The sequence below is a fragment of the Halomonas sp. SIMBA_159 genome (assembly GCF_046536035.1).
GTDB classification, from domain to species: domain Bacteria; phylum Pseudomonadota; class Gammaproteobacteria; order Pseudomonadales; family Halomonadaceae; genus Vreelandella; species Vreelandella venusta_A.
Genome location: NZ_JAWJBT010000014.1, coordinates 104,249 through 122,943 on the forward strand (window position 1 = coordinate 104,249; position 18,695 = coordinate 122,943).

Genomic DNA, 18,695 nt, shown 5'->3' on the forward strand with positions numbered 1-18,695 from the left:
CGGCTCCATTCCGTGGGCGCGCATGCTGCAAGCGTTATCTATAGGGAGTAACATGAAAGTAATCCGAATTTTTCCTTTTCTGGTGCTGATCTTCCTCCAGGCTTGTGCGAATCCATCTATCGTAAATGTGCGAGAGGAATTGGCCTCTGGGATTCCGTCAAATGCTGTAATCTTCGTTCCTAGATTCGAAGGTAATCCAGATTTTGTTGAAGAGAGCACTGATTATTTTGTGTCCATTCTTGAGGGCTCCGTGGATAACCGAATTGTGCAAGGTAGTGTCCTGAGGCAAGAGTCCACTGACATCGCATCTGGCGGAAATTTAGCTCCTGTTGAAATGGCACTGAATCTGTCCCGCGAGCGTGGATATGGCGTTTTAGTGATGGGGAAGGTTACAAGTCATAAAACAGCAGGAGCTCTAAACGGATTTTCCACAGTCAGAGTTTACAATGTTGAGACTGGTGCCCGTATAGCGAACTTTCATCGTCCAAGCGGTTTGTTAATCGCCTATAGTGAACACCAATGTGTCATGGCGGCCGTTGAGAGAACTGCGGGTGACGCCGCAAAAGTGTTCGCCCAGTAGTCAAAGATAACAAGGCCAGGCACGGCGACGCCTTTTCCGTTGCGGCTTCGCCTCCACTACAAAGGCGCGCATGCTGGCGGCGTTATGCACAGGTTGTTCGAAATGAAAGGGGTTAGCTGATGGAGATGGTAGTTTCGGTGGGTGCCTTTCTGGTCTCTTTAATAGCGCTGTACCTTTCCCACTGGCATAAATCTTCAAAAGCTATTCTTTGTTTGAATAGCCGATTTTTTGATTGCCTCAGTGAAAAAACGAATAGAGAGCTGAACTACACCTTCAGTAATACTGGTAATCAGGAGCTTTACATCAAGGATATCGCTTTGTTGATGGGGCCATCTCCACTTGGGCATTTGAAGCATGATGCCCCATATCTTGAAGTCCCAATCAACCATCTTGATCCGTTTGTGTTAAAACCAGGGGAGATTCGGCCTTTCACTGTGGTGCATGATGCTGCCTATAGACCGCCAAAGGAATCAGATCCAAATCAGCATCGGCATACAATATTGAGTCTTGAGGTGATCTCAGCAAACGGAAAGCGTTACCAAGTTGCTCATGACATCTCAGAGCTAGGCGCAACTGGACCGGCTTTGAAACATCCAATCTGGAAAGGAGTTCCCTTGGGAAGTTCAGTATGAGCGAGCTTTGCATAACAATCGGCTGCACGGCGACCGATTTTCCGCCGCTTTCGCGGCTCCAAACCGGCGCGTGAGCCGGGCGTTAAAGGGCTATATCAGTGACACCTAAAAGACCGCTCTTGGCCGATTGAAGAACCTTGGCCCTTGCGGTTTACAGAAGTGGACGGCTAGCCAGTTCAAGCCCCAGCAATATCAAAAAGAACAAAAAACACACACGAAACCGCTTAGGGCTGATCCTCATCCGAACATATTGACCCGCCCACATTCCGATCAGTGCAGGAATAATAGCCATTGCGGACATGCCTAGTTGCGAGGCTTGGAAAGCATCATAGGCGAACAGCCCTAATGCCAGTGCGACCGTGGAAATAGTGAATGATAAGCCTAGGGCTTGTACGAATTCTTCCCGGTTCATATTCAGCGATGCAAGATATGGCACTGCCGGCATCACGAATACACCTGTCGCACCAGTAACTATACCTGTTATCACTCCGATAACCGGCGAAAGCCACCTCTCCAGGCGCGCGGGAACGGCGAAGGCGGGGGCGATAAGCGTATAACCTGCATAAACAATCAAAGCGATGCCGAGCCCAAAACCAGACCAGAGAGGATCTACGCGCACCAATAAGGCAGCACCAGCGATGGTGCCCAGGCAGATACACAGCATCATAGGCCAGAGCCGGCGCAGCAGTTGCGTGACAGATGGGCCAGAAAACAGCTGCCAGACATTGGTCACTAGGGAGGGCAAAACGAGAAGGGCGGCAGCGCTCGCCGGTGGCATAGCCATGCCAAGTAGCCCAATGGCGACGGTAGGAAGACCCATGCCGGTGATGCCTTTCACCACGCCAGCAGCCAGGAAGGTGCCTACCAGAAACAAAAGATACAACATGGAATCGTGCATAGAAGGCTCGTGTTTAGGAACGATTGAGGGCTAAATTGAAGCTCGGGATAATACCCGGCACAATGCGGGATTATCAGCTCACCCTTCGGATAATCCGAAGGGAAGCGTGAGGAACTTCAATGCGACTCGACTTAGTGGATCTTCATTTATTTCTGTGTATCGTGGATGCTGGCAGCATCACGGCCGGAGCAAATCGTGCAAATTTGGCGTTGGCGTCAGCTAGTGAGAGGATGCGCAAAATTGAGAGTGCTGCTGGCGTCGCTTTATTGGAGCGGCGGCCGAGGGGAGTGGTATCCACAGAAGCCGGTGAGGCGTTGGCACACCATGCGCGCTTGATACTCCGGCAGCAGGAAATGCTGAAAGGTGAACTGCAAGACTTCGCGGTGGGCGCACGGGGAACCCTTCACCTTTACGCTAATACTGCAGCACTCACCGAGTTTCTCCCAAGCCGGCTTGCGCCCTGGTTGGCAGAGCGTCCTCGCTTTAGAGTTGAGCTCAAGGAGCGTACCAGTACCGATATTATCCGAGCCATTGCTTCCTGCTTAGCAGAGGCGGGTATTGTTTCCGACGCCATTAAAGCAGAAGGTTTGCAGCTACAGCCCGTGATGGAGGATCACCTGGCTTTGATCGTACCTCAGACGCATTCGTTAACCCAATACCCTAAGATCAGCTTTGCTGATGTGCTTGAACAGCCTTTCGTAGGCTTGGCCCAGGGGAGTGCCCTACAGGATTATATTAACGACCAAGCACGCGCAGCAGGTAGCCTTCTTGATCTTCGCATTCGTATGAAAACATATGAAGGGCTGTGTGAGATGGTCTCTCACGGGATAGGCATCGGAATTTTGCCACAGAGCGTGGCCAGACGTTACAGGCGGCAGCATTCCTATAAAGTTATTATGCTCACCGACACTTGGGCGCGTCGGCAGCTATGCCTGTGCTTCAGAGACTGGAAAGAGCTGTCTGCGCCAATGCAAAGCTTGTTTAGGCATTTGGGAGCCAGCCACAAGGCGAGCTAAACGTCCGCTCTTGGCCGGTTTTTGCCCTTACCTTCACAGTGTGTCTTGGGCAGGCAGAAGAGATGCTGGCTCGCAGTGGAGCACGACAGCGAGCTCATATAGCTTTTCCACGGTTATTCTTACTTCACCCCGCTCGATTCTTCCCATGTAGCTGCGGTCGATGCCAACAGCCAAGGCAAAAGCCTCTTGCGAGAAACCTTTTTCCTTTCGTTTTTTCCTGATATTGCTTCCCAGCGTCTTCGCCAGCTCACCCATACCCGCCTCATTTCCTTTTGGCGGGACTATCCTTCGTTGCGGCCTATCTAGCCACGGACTATAATCCGCATTTTCGTTTTTACCTAGCCTACGGTGATGGTCATGTCGGGTACCCCTTCTTCGATTGATGAGCGCATTTTCGAGCTCCTTTTAGACACTGATAACGCTCAATTCACTATTCGCAGCCTCCGTGACCAGTACGCACATCGACATGGCATAGCCGCAGAGCATCGCGCTGATCTGCGGCGTTTTATCTATGAAAGGGTTAAAAAGCTAATCAACACTGGCTTGGTAGAGAAAGATCATGAAAAACGCAAACGCGACCAACTCTATTTTGTGTTGCCTTCAATAAGAGATGCGAGCGTGTGTCTGGAGGGGGAAAGTTTTGACACATGGCACCAGCGGCTCGTGTCGCAAACAAATGAAACATCAGACAAATCTGTTATTCCAAAAGACGACGCTAGTATTGAACACAATTCCAGCACTAAGAAGGCGTCTAGCCAATATGCTTTGGAGAAAGTATTGAAGGAAACGCAAAGTGAATTCCTTTCTACCCTGGGTGAAGTCGAGGCGTTTCGTGAGCTTATGGATGAATACCCTGATCTGAAGCCGAGTATTGTGATGGATCATCGTGATGCTTACGACCGGAGCGCACGCTTAATGGGTCGGGTACGTGCGCTAGAAAAGTCACTACATCGGCTGAGGGGTTCATGAGCACGAGGCTGCGTAAATGGCAATCAGAGTGCTTGGAACTAGCGAAGTCCCACTATTTACTTAGTAGCGACTTGTTCGTACAAGCAACCCCTGCCAGCGGTAAAACCCGTCTGGCCGCTGAAATTACGCGATGGCTCCTTGAAGAAGGACGTATAGATTTTGTTATCTGCTTTGCACCTACCAGAGAGGTGGTGGCTGGCATACAGCGCACCTTTACAGTGGTGTTGAACCAGCGGTTTGGCGATACGCTTGCGTCGGTTGGGGCCGCATATACCTACCAGTCTATGGAATATCACCCTGAGGATTTTTGGACGTTATTCACAGAATATCGCACCTTAACCATTTTTGATGAGATACATCACTGTGCAGGCCATGATCCGCTTCTCAGCAATACGTGGGGCCAGCAAATAATTCAGCGCATCCAAAGTGCAGCCACTTACACGTTAGCACTGTCAGGAACACCCTGGCGTTCGGATGACTTACCTATCGCATTAGCTCGCTACAGCGATCCAGAAGGAAAGCTCATCTGCGATTACCGTTATGACCTGAGATCCGCCATTAAAGACGGCGTATGTCGCTCGCCACGAATTACGCTTATCGATAACCCATTGATCCGCTTGATTGAAGAGAACGAGAGTACAGCATCGGTAAAAGCGTTTTCCTCATTTCAACAGTTGCTCAGTGAATCGCCAATCAGCTACGAAGACCTGTTGCGACACGACGATATCCTGAATGCGGTGCTAGACCTAAGCATTGACCGACTTAACCAAGAACGGAAAAGTGTGCCTAATGCTGGCGGTCTGGTAGTGGCTACTGACATTGAGCATGCCCATCAGATCGCCGAGCTTTTGCACCACAAAGGTCAAAGCTATGTAGTGGTGACTAGCCGAACACCGAAGGCGCATCAGCTAATTGACCAATACCGATATAACAGTACGCGCTGGATTGTCGCGGTAAGCATGATTTCCGAAGGGACTGATATTCAAAGGTTATGCGTTTGTGCGTACCTGAGCAGGATTCGCACGGAATTGCATTACCGGCAGGTTTTAGGGCGCATTTTACGCAAAATGGGCGACTCAGATGATCAAGCATGGCTCTATGTGATCGCCGAGCCACTACTACGCAAATATTCGCAGCGAATTGCTGACGATCTTCCCGAAGACCAGGCAATGCTTCAAACCCAAAAGCTAAGTCTACGATTAGAGAAAGCGCGTTTCAGTCATCTGCACGGCACTGATGAGAGTGGGTCAGCTGCAGACAATGGCCAACCGTTATCTACAAAAAACATTAATGAGCGTGAGATGCTGTCTCTTGAGCCTCCCTTGCTAACGCTTAGCTTCTCGGAATATTACCGCCAACATCTTTTATCTCTTATATAGACCCTGCCTCTGCAAGACTTATGGGTCAAAAAGTGTACCTTTTGACCCGCTTCTATTATCTTTGAATCTTAGTGGGTCATAAGTGTCGTTTCGGGTTATGGCCTAGGTTCAAAAGAAAACCCCACCTTATGATCCAAAATTAAGGGTACAGCTCAATGGCAACGATCGGCTATCTCCGAGTCAGCTCCAGTGATCAAAGCACTCACTCTCAACGTAGCGAGATTGCGAATCGCCATAATGTAGAACGTTGGTGGAGTGACGAGGCAACTTCGGGAGTGTTACCTGCTCTGCAGCGTGTGGGTTTCTCGGCCTTGGCAGAATATGTACGTGAAGGCGACGTGCTAGTGGTCTATGCGATTGATCGTCTCGGGCGAGATACAGTCGATGTGCTTAATACAGTTCACTTCATGCAAAGCAAGGGAGTGTCGATTGTCAGCTTGCGTGAGGGATTTGACCTTAACACACCTATTGGCAAGGCAATGCTTACGATGCTTGCTGCAATGGCTGAGATTGAACGCTCTAATATACGTGAAAGGCAAATGGCTGGCATACGTCGTGCGAAAGCAGAAGGGCGACACTTGGGCCGACCCAAGAAGACTAATCCCCTCGAGATAAAGCGCTGGAGGCAAGAGAGCGAGGCAAGCATTAGCAAGACTGCTCAATACTTCGGAGTGTCCGAATCGACGGTGAAGAGAGCTATGAGGTATTGAAGAAGGTCGGTGACTTCGCACTCATTGTCTCGTTGTTAAGTAATGGCATTTTGTAACCTTTTGGTGCCAAAAAAGACCTAAAGGTTACAGAATTAGGATGTTTTTAGTTGATTGCTTGTGAAAGGTCGTCCCATAACCCACGTGGTATATGGCACCTAGCCCGTAAACCTAAGTGAGTTACAAAATTTCATCAGTGTTTTCAAATCATTGCGCCATGGAAATCCGTTAGGTTGTGGTAAAAGCGATACCAGCAATATGCTGGCTTGGTGCATAGATGATAGTGCCCAGCGGAGCTAAAGGCCAGCGTAGCGGTGGTGGGAGCGTGGAGAGGGTAGGGCACAAAGATAAGGGGCACGCCTATGGGTGCCCCTCGGGTCGTATCCACCAGGTAAAGCGTTACTCTTCTTCGTCCCAATCGTCTTCAATTGCGCGCTGTAGGCGACGCTCTTCAAGCCATGCTTCCACTTGGCGACGAGCGCGCAGAGTATCGGCTTTGCTGGGTTTGCTTTTACCGTAATGATCGTCGTTGACTGCATCTAAGTTATCGAACTCTTCAGCATCAAGCCCATCGTTAGTATAGGTTTCACGATTTAAGGGGTCACGGCTCATGGTATGCCCTCCAACCCAAGCCGGCGCACCGGCCAACGGCCCCTTCCTCGTCGCCAGCACACCACATAAGCTGGCAGAGCAAGAGGCGCCTAACGCTCAATAAGCGCCTAGGCGCTATATAACGCTACTGGATTGGAAGTTCAAGTACTATTTGAATGTTAGGGGGTGTTTGTGGGAACCCCAGCAAAAAGCGTGAGCGTTTATTTAGAATGTTCATGCCTCACGTGTGGCTAGTTGTCGGTGCATTACTCAGCGTGTTCCTGCTGTTTCTTCAGTTCAGCAAGCGCTAACTGCGCCTCAACGCGTTCGGTCACGTCTTTTTGAACGCCGATGTAGTACATCAATTTATCGGCCTCATCGTATACCGGTGTAATGGAGAGCTCGTTCCAGAACATAGTGCCGTCTTTACGGTAATTGCGCAGTACTTCGCGAGACGGGCGGCCATCTTGCAGCGCGTCACGAATCGACGTTAATGCATCCTGATCACGGTCTTCGTTTTGTAGGAAGCGGCAGTCGCGATACAGAATTTCATCCGCACTGTAGCCCGTTAAACGCTCGAACCCTTTGTTGACGTAAATCAGGATGTTTTCGTCACCTTCCTGCTCTGCAACGACGATGCCATCTTCAGAAGCGTCAACAATACGTTCAAGTAACTCCGGGCTTATTAAAGGAGATCGTTTCATCAATGGGTTCCTGTTGCTTCTCGTCTTTCTTCGCCATGACGCTGTGCATCAGCGCGGGGCTCTCTTAGTGCAGGACGATGCAGTCTTTTACACCACCAAACAAAGGTAGAATAGCAAAAAAACAGATAGCCACCGCGATTTGCTAACCATCATGGCGAGCGTTGCAGGGCTTTGCAATGCGCAATGCTACTCTGCCTCGGGTAATCGCTGTGCGCTTAGCATGGCCCCGATGGCCGTTAACGCCAAAATGACCAGCAGCATAGCGCTCCCCAGCCACTGTGCCAATGCGCCAATTAGGCCGCCGACAACGAGCATTAACACGCCAGTGAAGGTGTTTGAGAGAGCCACATACATGGCGCGATTATCTTGGTTGGCGATATCGATCAAGTAGGTCTTGCGGCCTAAACGGACGCCATGATGCACAATCACTAACAGCGCATAAATGCCGGCGTAGGGCAGCACGCTATGTGCCCACTCCCCCGGTAACCACGTCAATAACGCACCCAGTAGGCAGCAGATGGCTGTGCCAATGGCTGCGTCGCGCATGACACGTCGGCTGGATTGGTCGGCCCGTTTGCCCCACACAGGGCTTGCCACCATGGCCGCAAGGCCAGAGACCACCACCAAAATGCCTAGCCCGCCTAACTCTGTTCCGCTTTGCTGTTGGCCGAGCAGCGCTAAATAGGGTAATGCCAGCGCGCTTGAGAGCAGTAGCGCTCTGGCCATATTAAAGTGCAGAAACGTGCGGTCTTCACGCATCAGCGAGAGCCCAAGTTTGATGCTGTCCCAGGCGTTTTCCCCTCCTTCAACGGCTCCAGGTGCTTCTTTAATGCGGGCGGCGCACAGCGCATTCAGCAACCAGCCAGCGGCAGCAACGCTTAGGAGTATCGCTAAGGCGAGATTGCCTGGCCGGTCACCAAACCACACTAACACTCCACCAGCGATCAGCGTCGCAGCGCCGGCGACGCTGCCACTCCAGCCCATCAGCGTGCCACGGCGATGTTTAGCGATGGTTTTGCCTAGCACGTCTTTGGTGGCAATGGAGGATAACCCTCTGGCGAGCGAGAGCATCACCAACGACGCCAATACCAGCAGGCCCCCCACTGCGCCACTACCCACTAAAGCCAGCAGTGCCAAGCCCATAGCGGCGACTGCCTGTAGTAGCGCACCGGCTACCCAAATCCATTTACGCTGAGGCTTTAAGCGAATAAAACCGGCCACAAACAGTTGAGGAAGTAGGGCTCCCGCTTCCCTGATAGGAACCAATAGCCCAATCATCCACACCGGAGCACCGATGATGCCCAGCAGCCAGGGCAATACAAGGCGGGCGCTTGAGAGTTCATCAGCAAGCTTATTACCCAGCGAGGCAAATAAGTGGAGAAAAAAGTTGCGTGGCTGCTCTTGGCAGGCGCTATCAGGGATGTCGTCGCACATCCGGCTATCATCATCGCCCGTTAGCCACTCATACACCTGTGTTTGTGAAACTTCCTGTTGAGCCATGGTCGGTTCCTTGGCGATTACGAATAGTAGATGACAGAATGCCTGACTAGGATGCCACATAATGCTGCAAAGAAACTGAGCTAAAGTGCTGGCGAGTCAAGGAACTGATCGATAGGGATTTACATAATGGCACGCATTCAAATTCGCTACTGCACCCAGTGTCAGTGGTTGCTGCGCAGCGCATGGTATGCGCAAGAACTTCTTTCCACGTTTGGTGAGCAGCTGGCAGAAGTGGCGTTGTCCCCCTCTCATGGCGGTACATTCGAAATCTGGTGTGATGAGTCGCTGCTGTGGGAGCGTAAGCGCGACGGTGGGTTTCCCGATATCAAATCACTTAAACAGCAGGTACGTGACCAGATCGATCCTGCCCGTGACTTGGGGCACCTCGACCGATGAGCCAAGATCAGCAGGCCGTCCTTTATGGCCTTGGAGCCGTTGCCCTATGGTCGACAGTAGCTACCGCGTTCAAAGTGGCCCTGGCGTGGATGAGCCCGCTCGAGTTGATGTGGATCGCCGCATTGGTGTCGTGGCTGTTAATGGGGGCGCTGGTCGTCCAGCAAGGGAATATGGCGCAGGCGCTTCGAAAAGGTTGGCGAACAGCGCTATGGGCGGGGTTGATGAATCCCGTCGCGTATTACTTGGTGCTGTTTGCCGCTTATGACCGGCTGCCAGGACAAGAGGCGATGGCGCTAAACTACACCTGGGCGCTTGCCATGGCGTTCTTGGCAGTGCCCTTGCTAGGGCACCGGCTAACGCGTTTAGACATAGCCGCAGGGCTGGTGGCATACAGCGGGGTGTGGGTGATCGTGACACGAGGCAATGTCTTCAATGTCGCGTTTGAAGACCCCGTGGGCGTTGTGTTTGCCCTCGCATCCACCCTGCTGTGGGCGCTTTACTGGCTGCTTAATGCGCGTGATGAGCGGCACCCGTTGGTAGGTCAATGGCAGAACTTTAGCGTTGGGTTACCTGTGTTAACGGTATTGCTACTGTTCGGCCCTGGTGTGCAGTGGCATGGTTGGCCAGCGTTAGGCGCCGGGGTGTATGTGGGGCTGTTTGAAATGGGGATTGCCTTCATTTTCTGGCAAATAGCCGTACAAAAAGTGTCGCGTACCGCTAAGGTATCGAATCTGATTTTCTTATCTCCACCGATCTCTCTATTACTGCTTTATCTCGTGGTGGGAGAGCCTATGCTGCCTTCTACGCTGCTGGGGCTGGTGCTTATTTTATGCGGGCTAGTGATACAGCAGCTTCCCCATGGAAAAATGCAGCAGCGTGTGTAGTGTGTTTTTTTGGGGTTTTATTGTAAATTTTTGTGACTTTTGTTCTTATAGCTTGTGTCTACCGCTCATGCGATTAATTTAAGGTAATATCATTTGTCTAAGGTGTTTTCATGAAGAAAACACTGGCGATGTAATGAGGCGTGATGGGGTGTCGTTAGGGCTCAACGGGTAAGCAGCCCAGGGGGTAACAATGCGTCTTGTGTTGTTGCAAAGGAAAGGCGACTTGCTCATCAGTAGCGAAAACGTTTATTAGGGATCAATGGCCATGAAAGACAACGTTACAACAAAACGCAAACCTCTCTTTTTACAGAGAGCTTTTCGACCGCTGACGCTAACAACGCTTGCCTGCTTACCGCTGTCAGCGCTGGCTCAGCAACTGCCTTCTACCCTGTATGCGCCTGGCAGTACCGACCTTAACTCCACCATCCAGCAAACCATCGTCACCAATCCGCAGGTGAATGCGGCATGGGCTAATTTTAGTGCCGCGGGTAGCGACGTAAGAGTCGCGCAGGGCAACTACCTACCTTCCATTGACGTGACCGCTGGCGTAGGTCGTCAGGATCAGCAAAATGATGGCCGTGGCAGTTACAGTAGTGACTTTGCTGAATTAACCCTTACTCAAATGGTATTCGATGGTTTTGCTACGCGCAGTGAAGTGGAGCGTTTAGATCGCACTCGCTTGATTGCTTACTTTGAATTACTGGGTGCCAGTGAAACGGTGGCACTGGAAGCATTCGAAACATATTTAGATGTGCTGCGCTTTCGTGAAATGGTGCGCTTAGCCCAAGACAACTACCGAGAGCACCAGCGCGTTTTCGCACAAATTGAAGAGCGAGCACTTTCCGGTGCCGGTCGTGGCGTTGACCTTGAACAAATCAGCGGCCGTTTGGCGCTGGCTGAATCGAACCTCATGACCGAAGCATCGAATCTGCACGATGTGACGGCTCGCTACCAGCGCATTGTCGGTGCGTTACCGCCTCAAAACATGTCACCTGCGCCGTCACTAGCCGATGAGTTGCCCAGTGATGTGAGCGAGGCTGTTCGCATGGCGTTTGAAGGCAATCCCGACTTCCATGCGGCCATTGAGAACATTGCCGTGCAGCGGGCAGAGCAGAATGCAGCCCGTGCCGCCTTTATGCCCCGCCTTGATATTCAAGGGCGAACCGGCACCAATAACCAAGATGATTCCATTGCAGGGCGTAGCGATGAGCACAGCATTCAGCTCGTCGCCAGTATGAACCTGTACCGAGGCGGTTCCGATAGCGCTGCTTTTGACGCTGCCGCCACGCGTATTGAGCAGGCCGTGAATCAACGGGAAGTGGCCTGTACCAACGTACGTCAAACAACCCAGATTGCTTACAACGACACTCAGCGTATCAATGAGCAGCTGCGCTACCTAAACGACCATCGTCAATCGATTGACCGTGTTCGTGGTGCCTACCAGCAGCAGTTTGATATTGGTCAACGTACGCTACTAGATGTTCTTGATAGCGAGAACGAATACTTTGAAGCAAGCCGTGCCTACGCCAATGCGGAATTTGATTTAACGCTGGCTCAGGCGCGTACCCTGGCGGCCATGGGGCAGCTCATGCAAACACTTGAAGTGGTTCGCGAGGATATCCCGAGCCTGTCAGAGCTTGGTTATGACGACATGGCGCAGGACCCGGAAATGGCATGTGCGATCGATGGCCCCCGCGGATTTACGCTAGAAGACTTTACACGGGGTATTTCCGCAGCGCCCATGGCTACAGATGCTCCCACTAGCGCTTATACGGCAAGTGAGCCGCTGAACGCAGCACCTGTTAATGAAACAGTGTTTATGAGTGAAACGGTCGCGCCTGCAGCAGTGGCAAGTAGTCTCTATATCCAGGTCGCATCCCTTAGTGCGATTGAGCGTGCTGAGTCGTTAAGTGCCGAGCTGAGTGAACAACTCACCAGTCAATCACGGGTGTATGCCGCTGCCGGCAATTACCGCGTTCAATTGGGTCCGGTCGCGTCGTTAAGCGATGCACAAGCGCTTCAAGAAACCTTGCAAGGAATGGGGTATGGTGATGCCTTCGTCACTAATGGCTAGGGTCGCCGTAGCGTCGAATGATAGTAACGCCTAGTGATAAATAATCACGTGAAGCCCCGCCGTATCGATCACGGCGGGCTGGCGTACTCCATAAGGCGCGGAGTTAAGCCGCTTACTGTGTACTTACTGTGTATTAGGGTAATGAGGTATCTGTGACGCAAGCAAAGCTGAATAATGCAGAGGCTGTGCACCCTGGCTCGGAAGAGCCAGCGTTCGACGAGCGTGAGATAGGGGATGAGCTTCTGGAGTGTTTGAAGACCATTGCCTCCTTTCATCAGCACGATGTGTCATCTGAGGCCTTGCGAGCAGGGCTTCCTCTAGAACAAGGCAAGCTTACCCCTTCTGTTTTTAGCAGGGCAGCTTCTCGAGCTGGTTTGTCAGCGCGGATTGTGAAAAGCAGACTCTCAGGACTCAACCCTGCGCTCTTCCCTGCCATCTTATTATTGGAGCCTGGGCGCGCTTGTGTGCTGCTGGGGTTAGATTTCAAGCAAAAAAAAGCCAGGGTTATTTTTCCTGAGCTTTCTGAATCCGATGTGGAAGTCTCTTTAGATGAGCTCTATACCGGTTACAGTGGTGAAGCCATTTATGTACGACCCAAATTTTTAGCCGATAACGCTTCCGAGCCTGGTGTCAAAAAACGCCGTGATCAGCACTGGTTTTGGGGCGTTATTCGAGAGAATCGACGGTTATACCGCGATATCGTATTAGGCTCTGTGGCGATCAACCTGTTCGCCATTGCAATGCCGCTGTTTGTACTTAACGTTTATGACCGCGTGGTGCCTAACCAAGCAACAGAAACGCTGTGGGTATTGGCGATAGGCATTTTTATCGTTCTCTGTTTTGACTTAGCTTTGCGGTTAATGCGCAGTAGCTTCGTAGACTTGGCCGCCAGCCGAGCGGACGTCAAGCTTTCATCAAGCATTATGGCGAAATCGTTAGGGTTACGTTTAGAAGAGCGGCCCGCTTCAACGGGGTCGTTCACTTCGACGCTGCAATCGTTTGAGTCGGTGCGTGCCTTTATCGGCTCTGCGACCATTTTAGGGATCGTGGATCTGCCGTTTGTGCTGATGTTTGCAGCCATTATTGCGCTGATTAACCCTTGGCTAGTGCTCCCCGTTCTGGTGGGTATTGTGGTGGTGTTGCTGTATGCCTTAGCGGCTCAAGGGAAACTGCACGAGCTTTCGCAAACCACCTGGGAAGTCGGCGCACAGCGCAACTCGCTGCTGGTCGAATCCATCTCTCAATTGGAAAACGTGAAAGCGCTGCGTGCAGAAAGCCGTATTCAGCGCCATTGGGAAAAAGCCTCAGCGTTCTTATCTAAAACCGGTGCTCAGTTGAAGATGGTGAGCACCTCGGTCTCTAACGTGGCGCAATGGGCCCAGCACAGCGTGGCCGTTTGCGTCATCATTGTCGGTGTGTACCAAATCATCGAAGGCAATCTTACCCAGGGCGGACTGATCGCAGCCTATATGCTCTCTTCGCGAGCCATGGCACCCATTAGCCAAGCCGCTGCGCTGCTGGCGCAGTACCACCAATCTTCCACCGCATTGGATTCCTTGAATGCGGTCATGGATAAAAAAGTGGAGCGTCACGAAGGCAAAGCTTACGTAGAGAAGCCCAGCTTTGCGGGTAACATTCGTTTGGAAAAAGTGACGCTGCGCTATCCCAACGAAGAGCGAGACGCTTTGAAGGATGTCTCCATTACAGTCAAGGCCGGCGAGAAAGTGGCGCTTCTTGGGCGCATCGGCTGTGGGAAGTCGTCGCTCAACAAGCTCGTGCTGGGGTTCTATCAGCCCAGTTCCGGCGCGGTGCTGGTCGACAACGTCGATATTCGCCAGCTCGACCCGTTGCAGCTACGTCGCCATATCGGCTATGTACCCCAGGATGTCAGCCTGTTTTCGGGCTCACTGCGGGATAATATCGTGGCCGGGGGCGGCAGTGACCGCGTGGACGACGATGCATTGCTTCGAGCGATTGAGTTAGCGGGTCTGGAAAACTTGGTTAATAGCCATCCTCATGGGGTCGACCTCCAAGTCGGTGAGCGTGGCCAAGCGCTGTCGGGAGGCCAGAAACAGTCGGTCGCCATCGCGCGAGCGCTGGTCCAAGACCCTCCGATTCTGCTGTTGGATGAGCCCACCAGCTCCATGGATAACGCCAGTGAAGAGGCGTTCAAAGCCAACTTGAAAAACGTCGCGGCGGGTAAAACCATTCTTGTGGTGACTCACCGTACCTCGCTGCTCTCCCTGGTAGATCGCATTATTGTGATGGATGCAGGCAAAGTGGTTGCCGATGGCCCGCGTGATACCGTGGTTGAAGCACTACGTAAAGGGCAAATCGGGAGGGCCTCATAATGGCGCGTAAATCCTCCTCTACGTCCGAGCAAAAAGGCTTTGAAGCGATTGGCCGCTTTTCAGAAAAGGGCCAAAAACCGTTTCGCCCCTTTATGGATCGCCTGTTTGCCAAGCGGGTGACATCCGCCCATCTTAACCGTGATTGGGCCAGCGACACCGATTGGGCGCGAATGCAGCAAGAACCCATTCGTGCGCGATTATTTCTGTACACCGTACTGCTGACCATCATCGCGCTGTTGGTATGGGCCTACTTTGCCGCGATCGATGAAGTGACGCGAGGGGCAGGGCGCGTGATTCCCGCCAGCCAGCTTCAGCGTATCCAGTCATTCGATGGTGGCGTCGTCGAGCAAATAATGGTGCGAGAAGGGCAGGTCGTGAGCGCGGGTGAAGTACTGATGCAGATCGACCCTACCCGGTTCGTGTCTGACTTTCGTGAAAACCGTGCCCAGCGATTCGCATTGGAAGCGCGTGCCGAGCGCCTTCGCGCGCTGGCGACCGGCACCGCCTTCGAGCCTTCCGAAGAGCTGCGTCAGGAAGTGCCCAATATCGTCATGCAAGAGCGTGAAGTCTACGAAAGTCGTCGCGAAGAGCTGCGTGAGCAAGAGAACGTGTTGGAAGACAGAATTCGCCAGCGCGTGCAGGAGCTGCGTGAAGCCGAAGCGCGGCGTGATACTGCTGGGCGTGAAGCAAGTATGGCCAGTCAGGAATTGAACCTGACTCGCCCGCTGCTCGCCTCTGGCGCGGTATCTGAAGTGGAAGTGCTTCGCCTTCAGCGTGAGGTGTCTAGGGCTACGGGTGAGCGTAATCAATCAGACGCCGCTGTCTCTCGTTTACAAGCAGCGGTGGAAGAAGCCGAAACGCAGCTTCGCGAGTTAGGCGCAGAGCGACGCAGCGAGTGGCGTAACGACTTAGCCCAAGCGCTGGGTGATCTCAACGCACTTCAGCAGTCGGGTACCGGGCTGCAAGACCGAGTGCGTTTAACCGAAATTCGCTCTCCGGTAGATGGCATTGTCCAGCGTATTCATATCAATACGATTGGTGGGGTGGCTCAGCCCGGTCAAGAAGTGGTGGAAATTGTGCCAAGCGATGACCAACTCTTAGTTGAAGCTCGTATTGCACCACAGGATATCGCGTTTCTGCACCCAGGCCAGCCAGCCACCATCAAGCTGACGGCTTACGATTACGCCATCTATGGCGGCCTCCAAGCCGAGCTTGAGCACATCAGTGCCGACACCATTACAGATGAAGAGGGAAATACCTTCTATCAAGTGCGCGTGCGCAGTCTTGAAAATGAGAGCGTGGCCGACCGGCTACAGGTAATACCGGGTATGACGGCGCAAGTTGACATCGTCACCGGCAAGCGGACAGTGATGCAGTTCATGCTGAAGCCTGTTTTAAGAGCGTGGCGAGATTCCATGGGGGAACGCTGATGAAACACTGGTTTATAACAACAGATGGTAGTTTAAAAGCCCGGTGGAAAAATGCGTTTCAAGAGGTGGAGGCTTTAACGCCCAGCACTCTTGGGCAGCAAGTCGTGCCAAAAGATCTTGTCTGGCTCTCAACGACCGTCGGCATATGGCCATCACTCATTCCAAAGCTGGTAGAGCAAGGAGCCATTGTGGTGGTGCTAAGCTACTCCCCCGACGACCGTGAAGCGCTGAGTGCACTTGATTTAGGCGCACGAGGGTATGTGCATACCCTGGCTGCGGCCGATGTGCTTAACCAAGTGGCCGTGGTCGTGAGTAATCAGGGAGTGTGGGTGGGGCAAGAGCTGCTGGCAAAAGTGCTCGGCGGTACGTTTAAAGCGCTTCAGAAGCGCGTGGAGCACGATCGGTATCAGCATAGTGAGTATTTAGAACTGCTGACTGAGCGGGAGCGGGGGGTGGCACTAGCGGTCGCACGAGGAGCCACCAACAAAGAGGTTGCCCGCCAACTGGACATCACCGAACGAACGGTGAAGGCGCATCTCAGTGCAATTTTTAAAAAACTAGCAGTGCGGGATCGTCTCCAATTGATTCTTAAGTTAGCACCAATAGCTGAGCAAGCCGACAACTAGGCATGGTGCATGGTCTAGATAAGCGACGACGCCATGTTTTTCACTACGACGAGACCTAAAACGGTCTCGTTTTTGTGTCCATCGGTACAATACTTTTTTATTCCGTACCCTCCTAATCTCGCTGTATATACCGTCAATAGGTCTAGTCATAACGTACTAGCGAGACGGTAACAAACAAAGAGTGAGGAGTGACACATGGCTACGGCAACCGTTATCGCAATTACAGGTCAGGCATGGGCACGTGACGAAGATGGCAACTTACGTGAGTTAGCCATCGGTGATGTGCTTCAAGAAGGTGAAACGCTAGTCACCTCCGCCGATGGACGTGTTGAGCTAGACTTTGCCGACGGAACGGGTGCCAACGTTGTAGAAGGCGGCCAAGAAGTAGCGGTCACTCCTGATCTTGTAAGCGACCTCATTGTTGCCACCGATGCCAGCGCACAAGACGACGATTTAGAAGCGCTCCTCGCCGCACTCGATGATGAAGAAGGCGACCTGCTTGATATTCTAGACGCTACTGCAGCCGGTGGTGGTGCCGGCGGCGGCGGTGGCGGCAGCAGCTTCGTGCGTGTTGCCCGTATCGCCGAAGAGACAGACCCCCTCAGCTTCAACACAGAAGGTGGCCTAGAAGGCGCCGAGTTTGTTGAATTTGATGGTGGCGATGTGGCGGCGGATGGAGATGCAGTGGATGTAGGTGATGATGTGGTCGACACCACGCCTCCTACGCTCACGGTTGACGCCCCCACAGGTAATGACACCACACCGACGATCACTGGTACTTCTGATGAAATCGGCGGTACGGTCGCGATTATTGTTACTGATTCTGCAGGAAACACCCAAGAGCTAGAAGCTGTAGTGAATCCAGACGGTACTTGGAGTGTTGACGTTACCACCCCCTTGGCTGAGGGCGATTACACAGTCGATGCTAGCATTACCGATCCTGCTGGAAATGGAGCGACAGCCTCTGATAGCGGCGCTATTGACACAACAGCACCCACGCTGACCGTTGATGCGCCAAACGGGAACGATACCACTCCGACCATTATTGGCACCTCTGACCAAATCGGTGGCACGGTCTCAGTCATCGTGACCGACGCGGTCGGAAACTCACAAGAGCTTGAAGCCACTGTGAACCCGGATGGCACCTGGAGCGTAGACGTCACCACGCCCTTGTCCGAGGGTGATTACACAGTCGATGCCAGCATTACTGATCCTGCTGGCAATGAAGCAACAGCGTCTGATAACGGTGCTATTGACACCACTGCACCAAATGCTCCAAGCGTTACTATCGCCAATGGCGACGACTTTATTACCGCGGATGAAATCACTAACGGCCAAGTCACTGTCACTATTGGTTTAGGAAATACCAATGCTGTGGCGGGCGACACGCTAACAGTGAATGGCACAGAGATCACTCTCACCGAAGAGCAAATTGCGGCAGGTGAAGTCGTCACTGAACTGCCAATACCTGCTGAAGGCGAGAGCCTTGTTGTTACCGCCACAATTACTGATTCAAGCGGCAACCAGTCTGATGAAGGGGTTGCTGATGCTGTGCGTGATACCGTTGTTCCGACCATCGACCTGGCGGCCATCGGCGACGGCAACCTGTCCGTGAGCGAGGCCCAAGCCACCGAACTGACCGGCACCACCACCAACGTGGAAGACGGTCAAGTGGTCACGCTGACGGTCACCGACAGCCAGAACAACACCGCCACGTTCACCGCCACGGTGACCAACGGCGCGTTCAGCACCACCGAAGACCTGACGGCCGCCGGCCTGGTCGACGGCACCATCACCGTGGTCGCCGACGTCACCGACCAAGCGGGCAACCCGGCCAGCGACACCGAAAGCGCCACGCTGGATGCCGACAATGCTGACCTGCCGACCATCGACCTGGCGGCCATCGGCGACGGCAACCTGTCCGTGAGCGAGGCCCAAGCCACCGAACTGACCGGCAC

18 protein-coding genes are annotated in these 18,695 nt (G+C 52.8%); 13 read left to right on the forward strand and 5 right to left on the reverse strand.

Annotation, left to right across the window (positions count from 1 at the left end; all coding sequences use genetic code 11):
• The first annotated feature begins 52 nt into the window (after positions 1–52).
• Entirely contained in the window at positions 53–580 is a 528-nt protein-coding gene (locus R0J87_RS11000) for a hypothetical protein (RefSeq protein ID WP_498886135.1), read from the forward strand.
• A 119-nt stretch (positions 581–699) separates the two neighbouring features.
• Positions 700–1,212, forward strand: a complete 513-nt coding sequence (locus R0J87_RS11005; protein ID WP_110013268.1) for a hypothetical protein — start codon at positions 700–702, stop codon at positions 1,210–1,212.
• Positions 1,213–1,363: 151 nt separating this feature from the next.
• Here the strand turns inward: R0J87_RS11005 and R0J87_RS11010 are convergent, their stop codons facing one another.
• Positions 1,364–2,110, reverse strand: a complete 747-nt coding sequence (locus R0J87_RS11010) for a sulfite exporter TauE/SafE family protein (protein ID WP_498886136.1) — start codon at positions 2,108–2,110, stop codon at positions 1,364–1,366.
• A gap of 119 nt (positions 2,111–2,229) precedes the next feature.
• On the opposite strand from R0J87_RS11010, the gene R0J87_RS11015 reads away from it, so the two are divergent.
• Entirely contained in the window at positions 2,230–3,126 is an 897-nt protein-coding gene (locus R0J87_RS11015; protein ID WP_498886137.1) for a LysR family transcriptional regulator, read from the forward strand.
• Positions 3,127–3,159: 33 nt separating this feature from the next.
• Here the strand turns inward: R0J87_RS11015 and R0J87_RS11020 are convergent, their stop codons facing one another.
• Positions 3,160–3,381, reverse strand: a complete 222-nt coding sequence (locus tag R0J87_RS11020) for a helix-turn-helix domain-containing protein (protein ID WP_249016718.1) — start codon at positions 3,379–3,381, stop codon at positions 3,160–3,162.
• A gap of 102 nt (positions 3,382–3,483) precedes the next feature.
• On the opposite strand from R0J87_RS11020, the gene R0J87_RS11025 reads away from it, so the two are divergent.
• From R0J87_RS11025 to R0J87_RS11035, 3 genes are all read left to right on the forward strand, one after another.
• Complete coding sequence (locus tag R0J87_RS11025) at positions 3,484–4,095, forward strand: VspR family transcription factor (protein ID WP_498886138.1); 612 nt, start codon at positions 3,484–3,486, stop codon at positions 4,093–4,095.
• Entirely contained in the window at positions 4,092–5,474 is a 1,383-nt protein-coding gene (locus R0J87_RS11030) for a DEAD/DEAH box helicase (protein WP_498886139.1), read from the forward strand. Before R0J87_RS11025 ends, R0J87_RS11030 begins: the two co-directional genes overlap by 4 nt.
• Before the next feature lie 155 nt (positions 5,475–5,629).
• Positions 5,630–6,184 carry a recombinase family protein gene (locus R0J87_RS11035; protein WP_498886141.1) on the forward strand — a complete coding sequence of 185 codons (555 nt, stop codon included), beginning with the start codon at positions 5,630–5,632 and terminating at the stop codon, positions 6,182–6,184.
• A gap of 396 nt (positions 6,185–6,580) precedes the next feature.
• Here the strand turns inward: R0J87_RS11035 and R0J87_RS11040 are convergent, their stop codons facing one another.
• The 3 genes from R0J87_RS11040 to R0J87_RS11050 form a co-directional block, all read right to left on the reverse strand.
• Positions 6,581–6,793 (reverse strand): PA3496 family putative envelope integrity protein, encoded by a 213-nt coding sequence (locus R0J87_RS11040; RefSeq protein ID WP_404342641.1) that lies wholly within the window; start codon positions 6,791–6,793, stop codon positions 6,581–6,583.
• Positions 6,794–7,038: 245 nt separating this feature from the next.
• Positions 7,039–7,476 (reverse strand): PAS domain S-box protein, encoded by a 438-nt coding sequence (locus tag R0J87_RS11045; protein WP_404342639.1) that lies wholly within the window; start codon positions 7,474–7,476, stop codon positions 7,039–7,041.
• 186 nt (positions 7,477–7,662) lie between these two features.
• Positions 7,663–8,976: an MFS transporter gene (locus R0J87_RS11050; protein ID WP_498886143.1), complete on the reverse strand. Its 1,314-nt coding sequence runs from the start codon at positions 8,974–8,976 to the stop codon at positions 7,663–7,665.
• A 126-nt stretch (positions 8,977–9,102) separates the two neighbouring features.
• On the opposite strand from R0J87_RS11050, the gene R0J87_RS11055 reads away from it, so the two are divergent.
• The 7 genes from R0J87_RS11055 to R0J87_RS11085 all read left to right on the forward strand — a co-directional run.
• A complete protein-coding gene (locus R0J87_RS11055) occupies positions 9,103–9,372 on the forward strand; it encodes an Rdx family protein (RefSeq protein ID WP_498886145.1) in 270 nt (89 codons plus the stop codon).
• The gene (locus R0J87_RS11060; protein WP_498886146.1) at positions 9,369–10,256 is read left to right on the forward strand and encodes a DMT family transporter; all 888 of its coding nucleotides are present in this window, start codon (positions 9,369–9,371) and stop codon (positions 10,254–10,256) included. Before R0J87_RS11055 ends, R0J87_RS11060 begins: the two co-directional genes overlap by 4 nt.
• A gap of 265 nt (positions 10,257–10,521) precedes the next feature.
• Positions 10,522–12,330: a TolC family outer membrane protein gene (locus R0J87_RS11065; protein ID WP_498886148.1), complete on the forward strand. Its 1,809-nt coding sequence runs from the start codon at positions 10,522–10,524 to the stop codon at positions 12,328–12,330.
• 185 nt (positions 12,331–12,515) lie between these two features.
• Positions 12,516–14,681 carry a type I secretion system permease/ATPase gene (locus R0J87_RS11070; RefSeq protein ID WP_498886158.1) on the forward strand — a complete coding sequence of 722 codons (2,166 nt, stop codon included), beginning with the start codon at positions 12,516–12,518 and terminating at the stop codon, positions 14,679–14,681.
• On the forward strand, positions 14,681–16,111 hold the full coding sequence (locus tag R0J87_RS11075; RefSeq protein ID WP_498886149.1) for an HlyD family type I secretion periplasmic adaptor subunit: 1,431 nt from the start codon (positions 14,681–14,683) through the stop codon (positions 16,109–16,111). Before R0J87_RS11070 ends, R0J87_RS11075 begins: the two co-directional genes overlap by 1 nt.
• Positions 16,111–16,737 carry a response regulator transcription factor gene (locus R0J87_RS11080; RefSeq protein WP_498886151.1) on the forward strand — a complete coding sequence of 209 codons (627 nt, stop codon included), beginning with the start codon at positions 16,111–16,113 and terminating at the stop codon, positions 16,735–16,737. The genes R0J87_RS11075 and R0J87_RS11080 overlap by 1 nt, the downstream gene beginning before the upstream one ends.
• Positions 16,738–16,932: 195 nt before the next feature.
• The coding region (locus R0J87_RS11085) for a retention module-containing protein (RefSeq protein WP_498886152.1) at positions 16,933–18,695 on the forward strand (1,763 nt) is incomplete at its 3' end.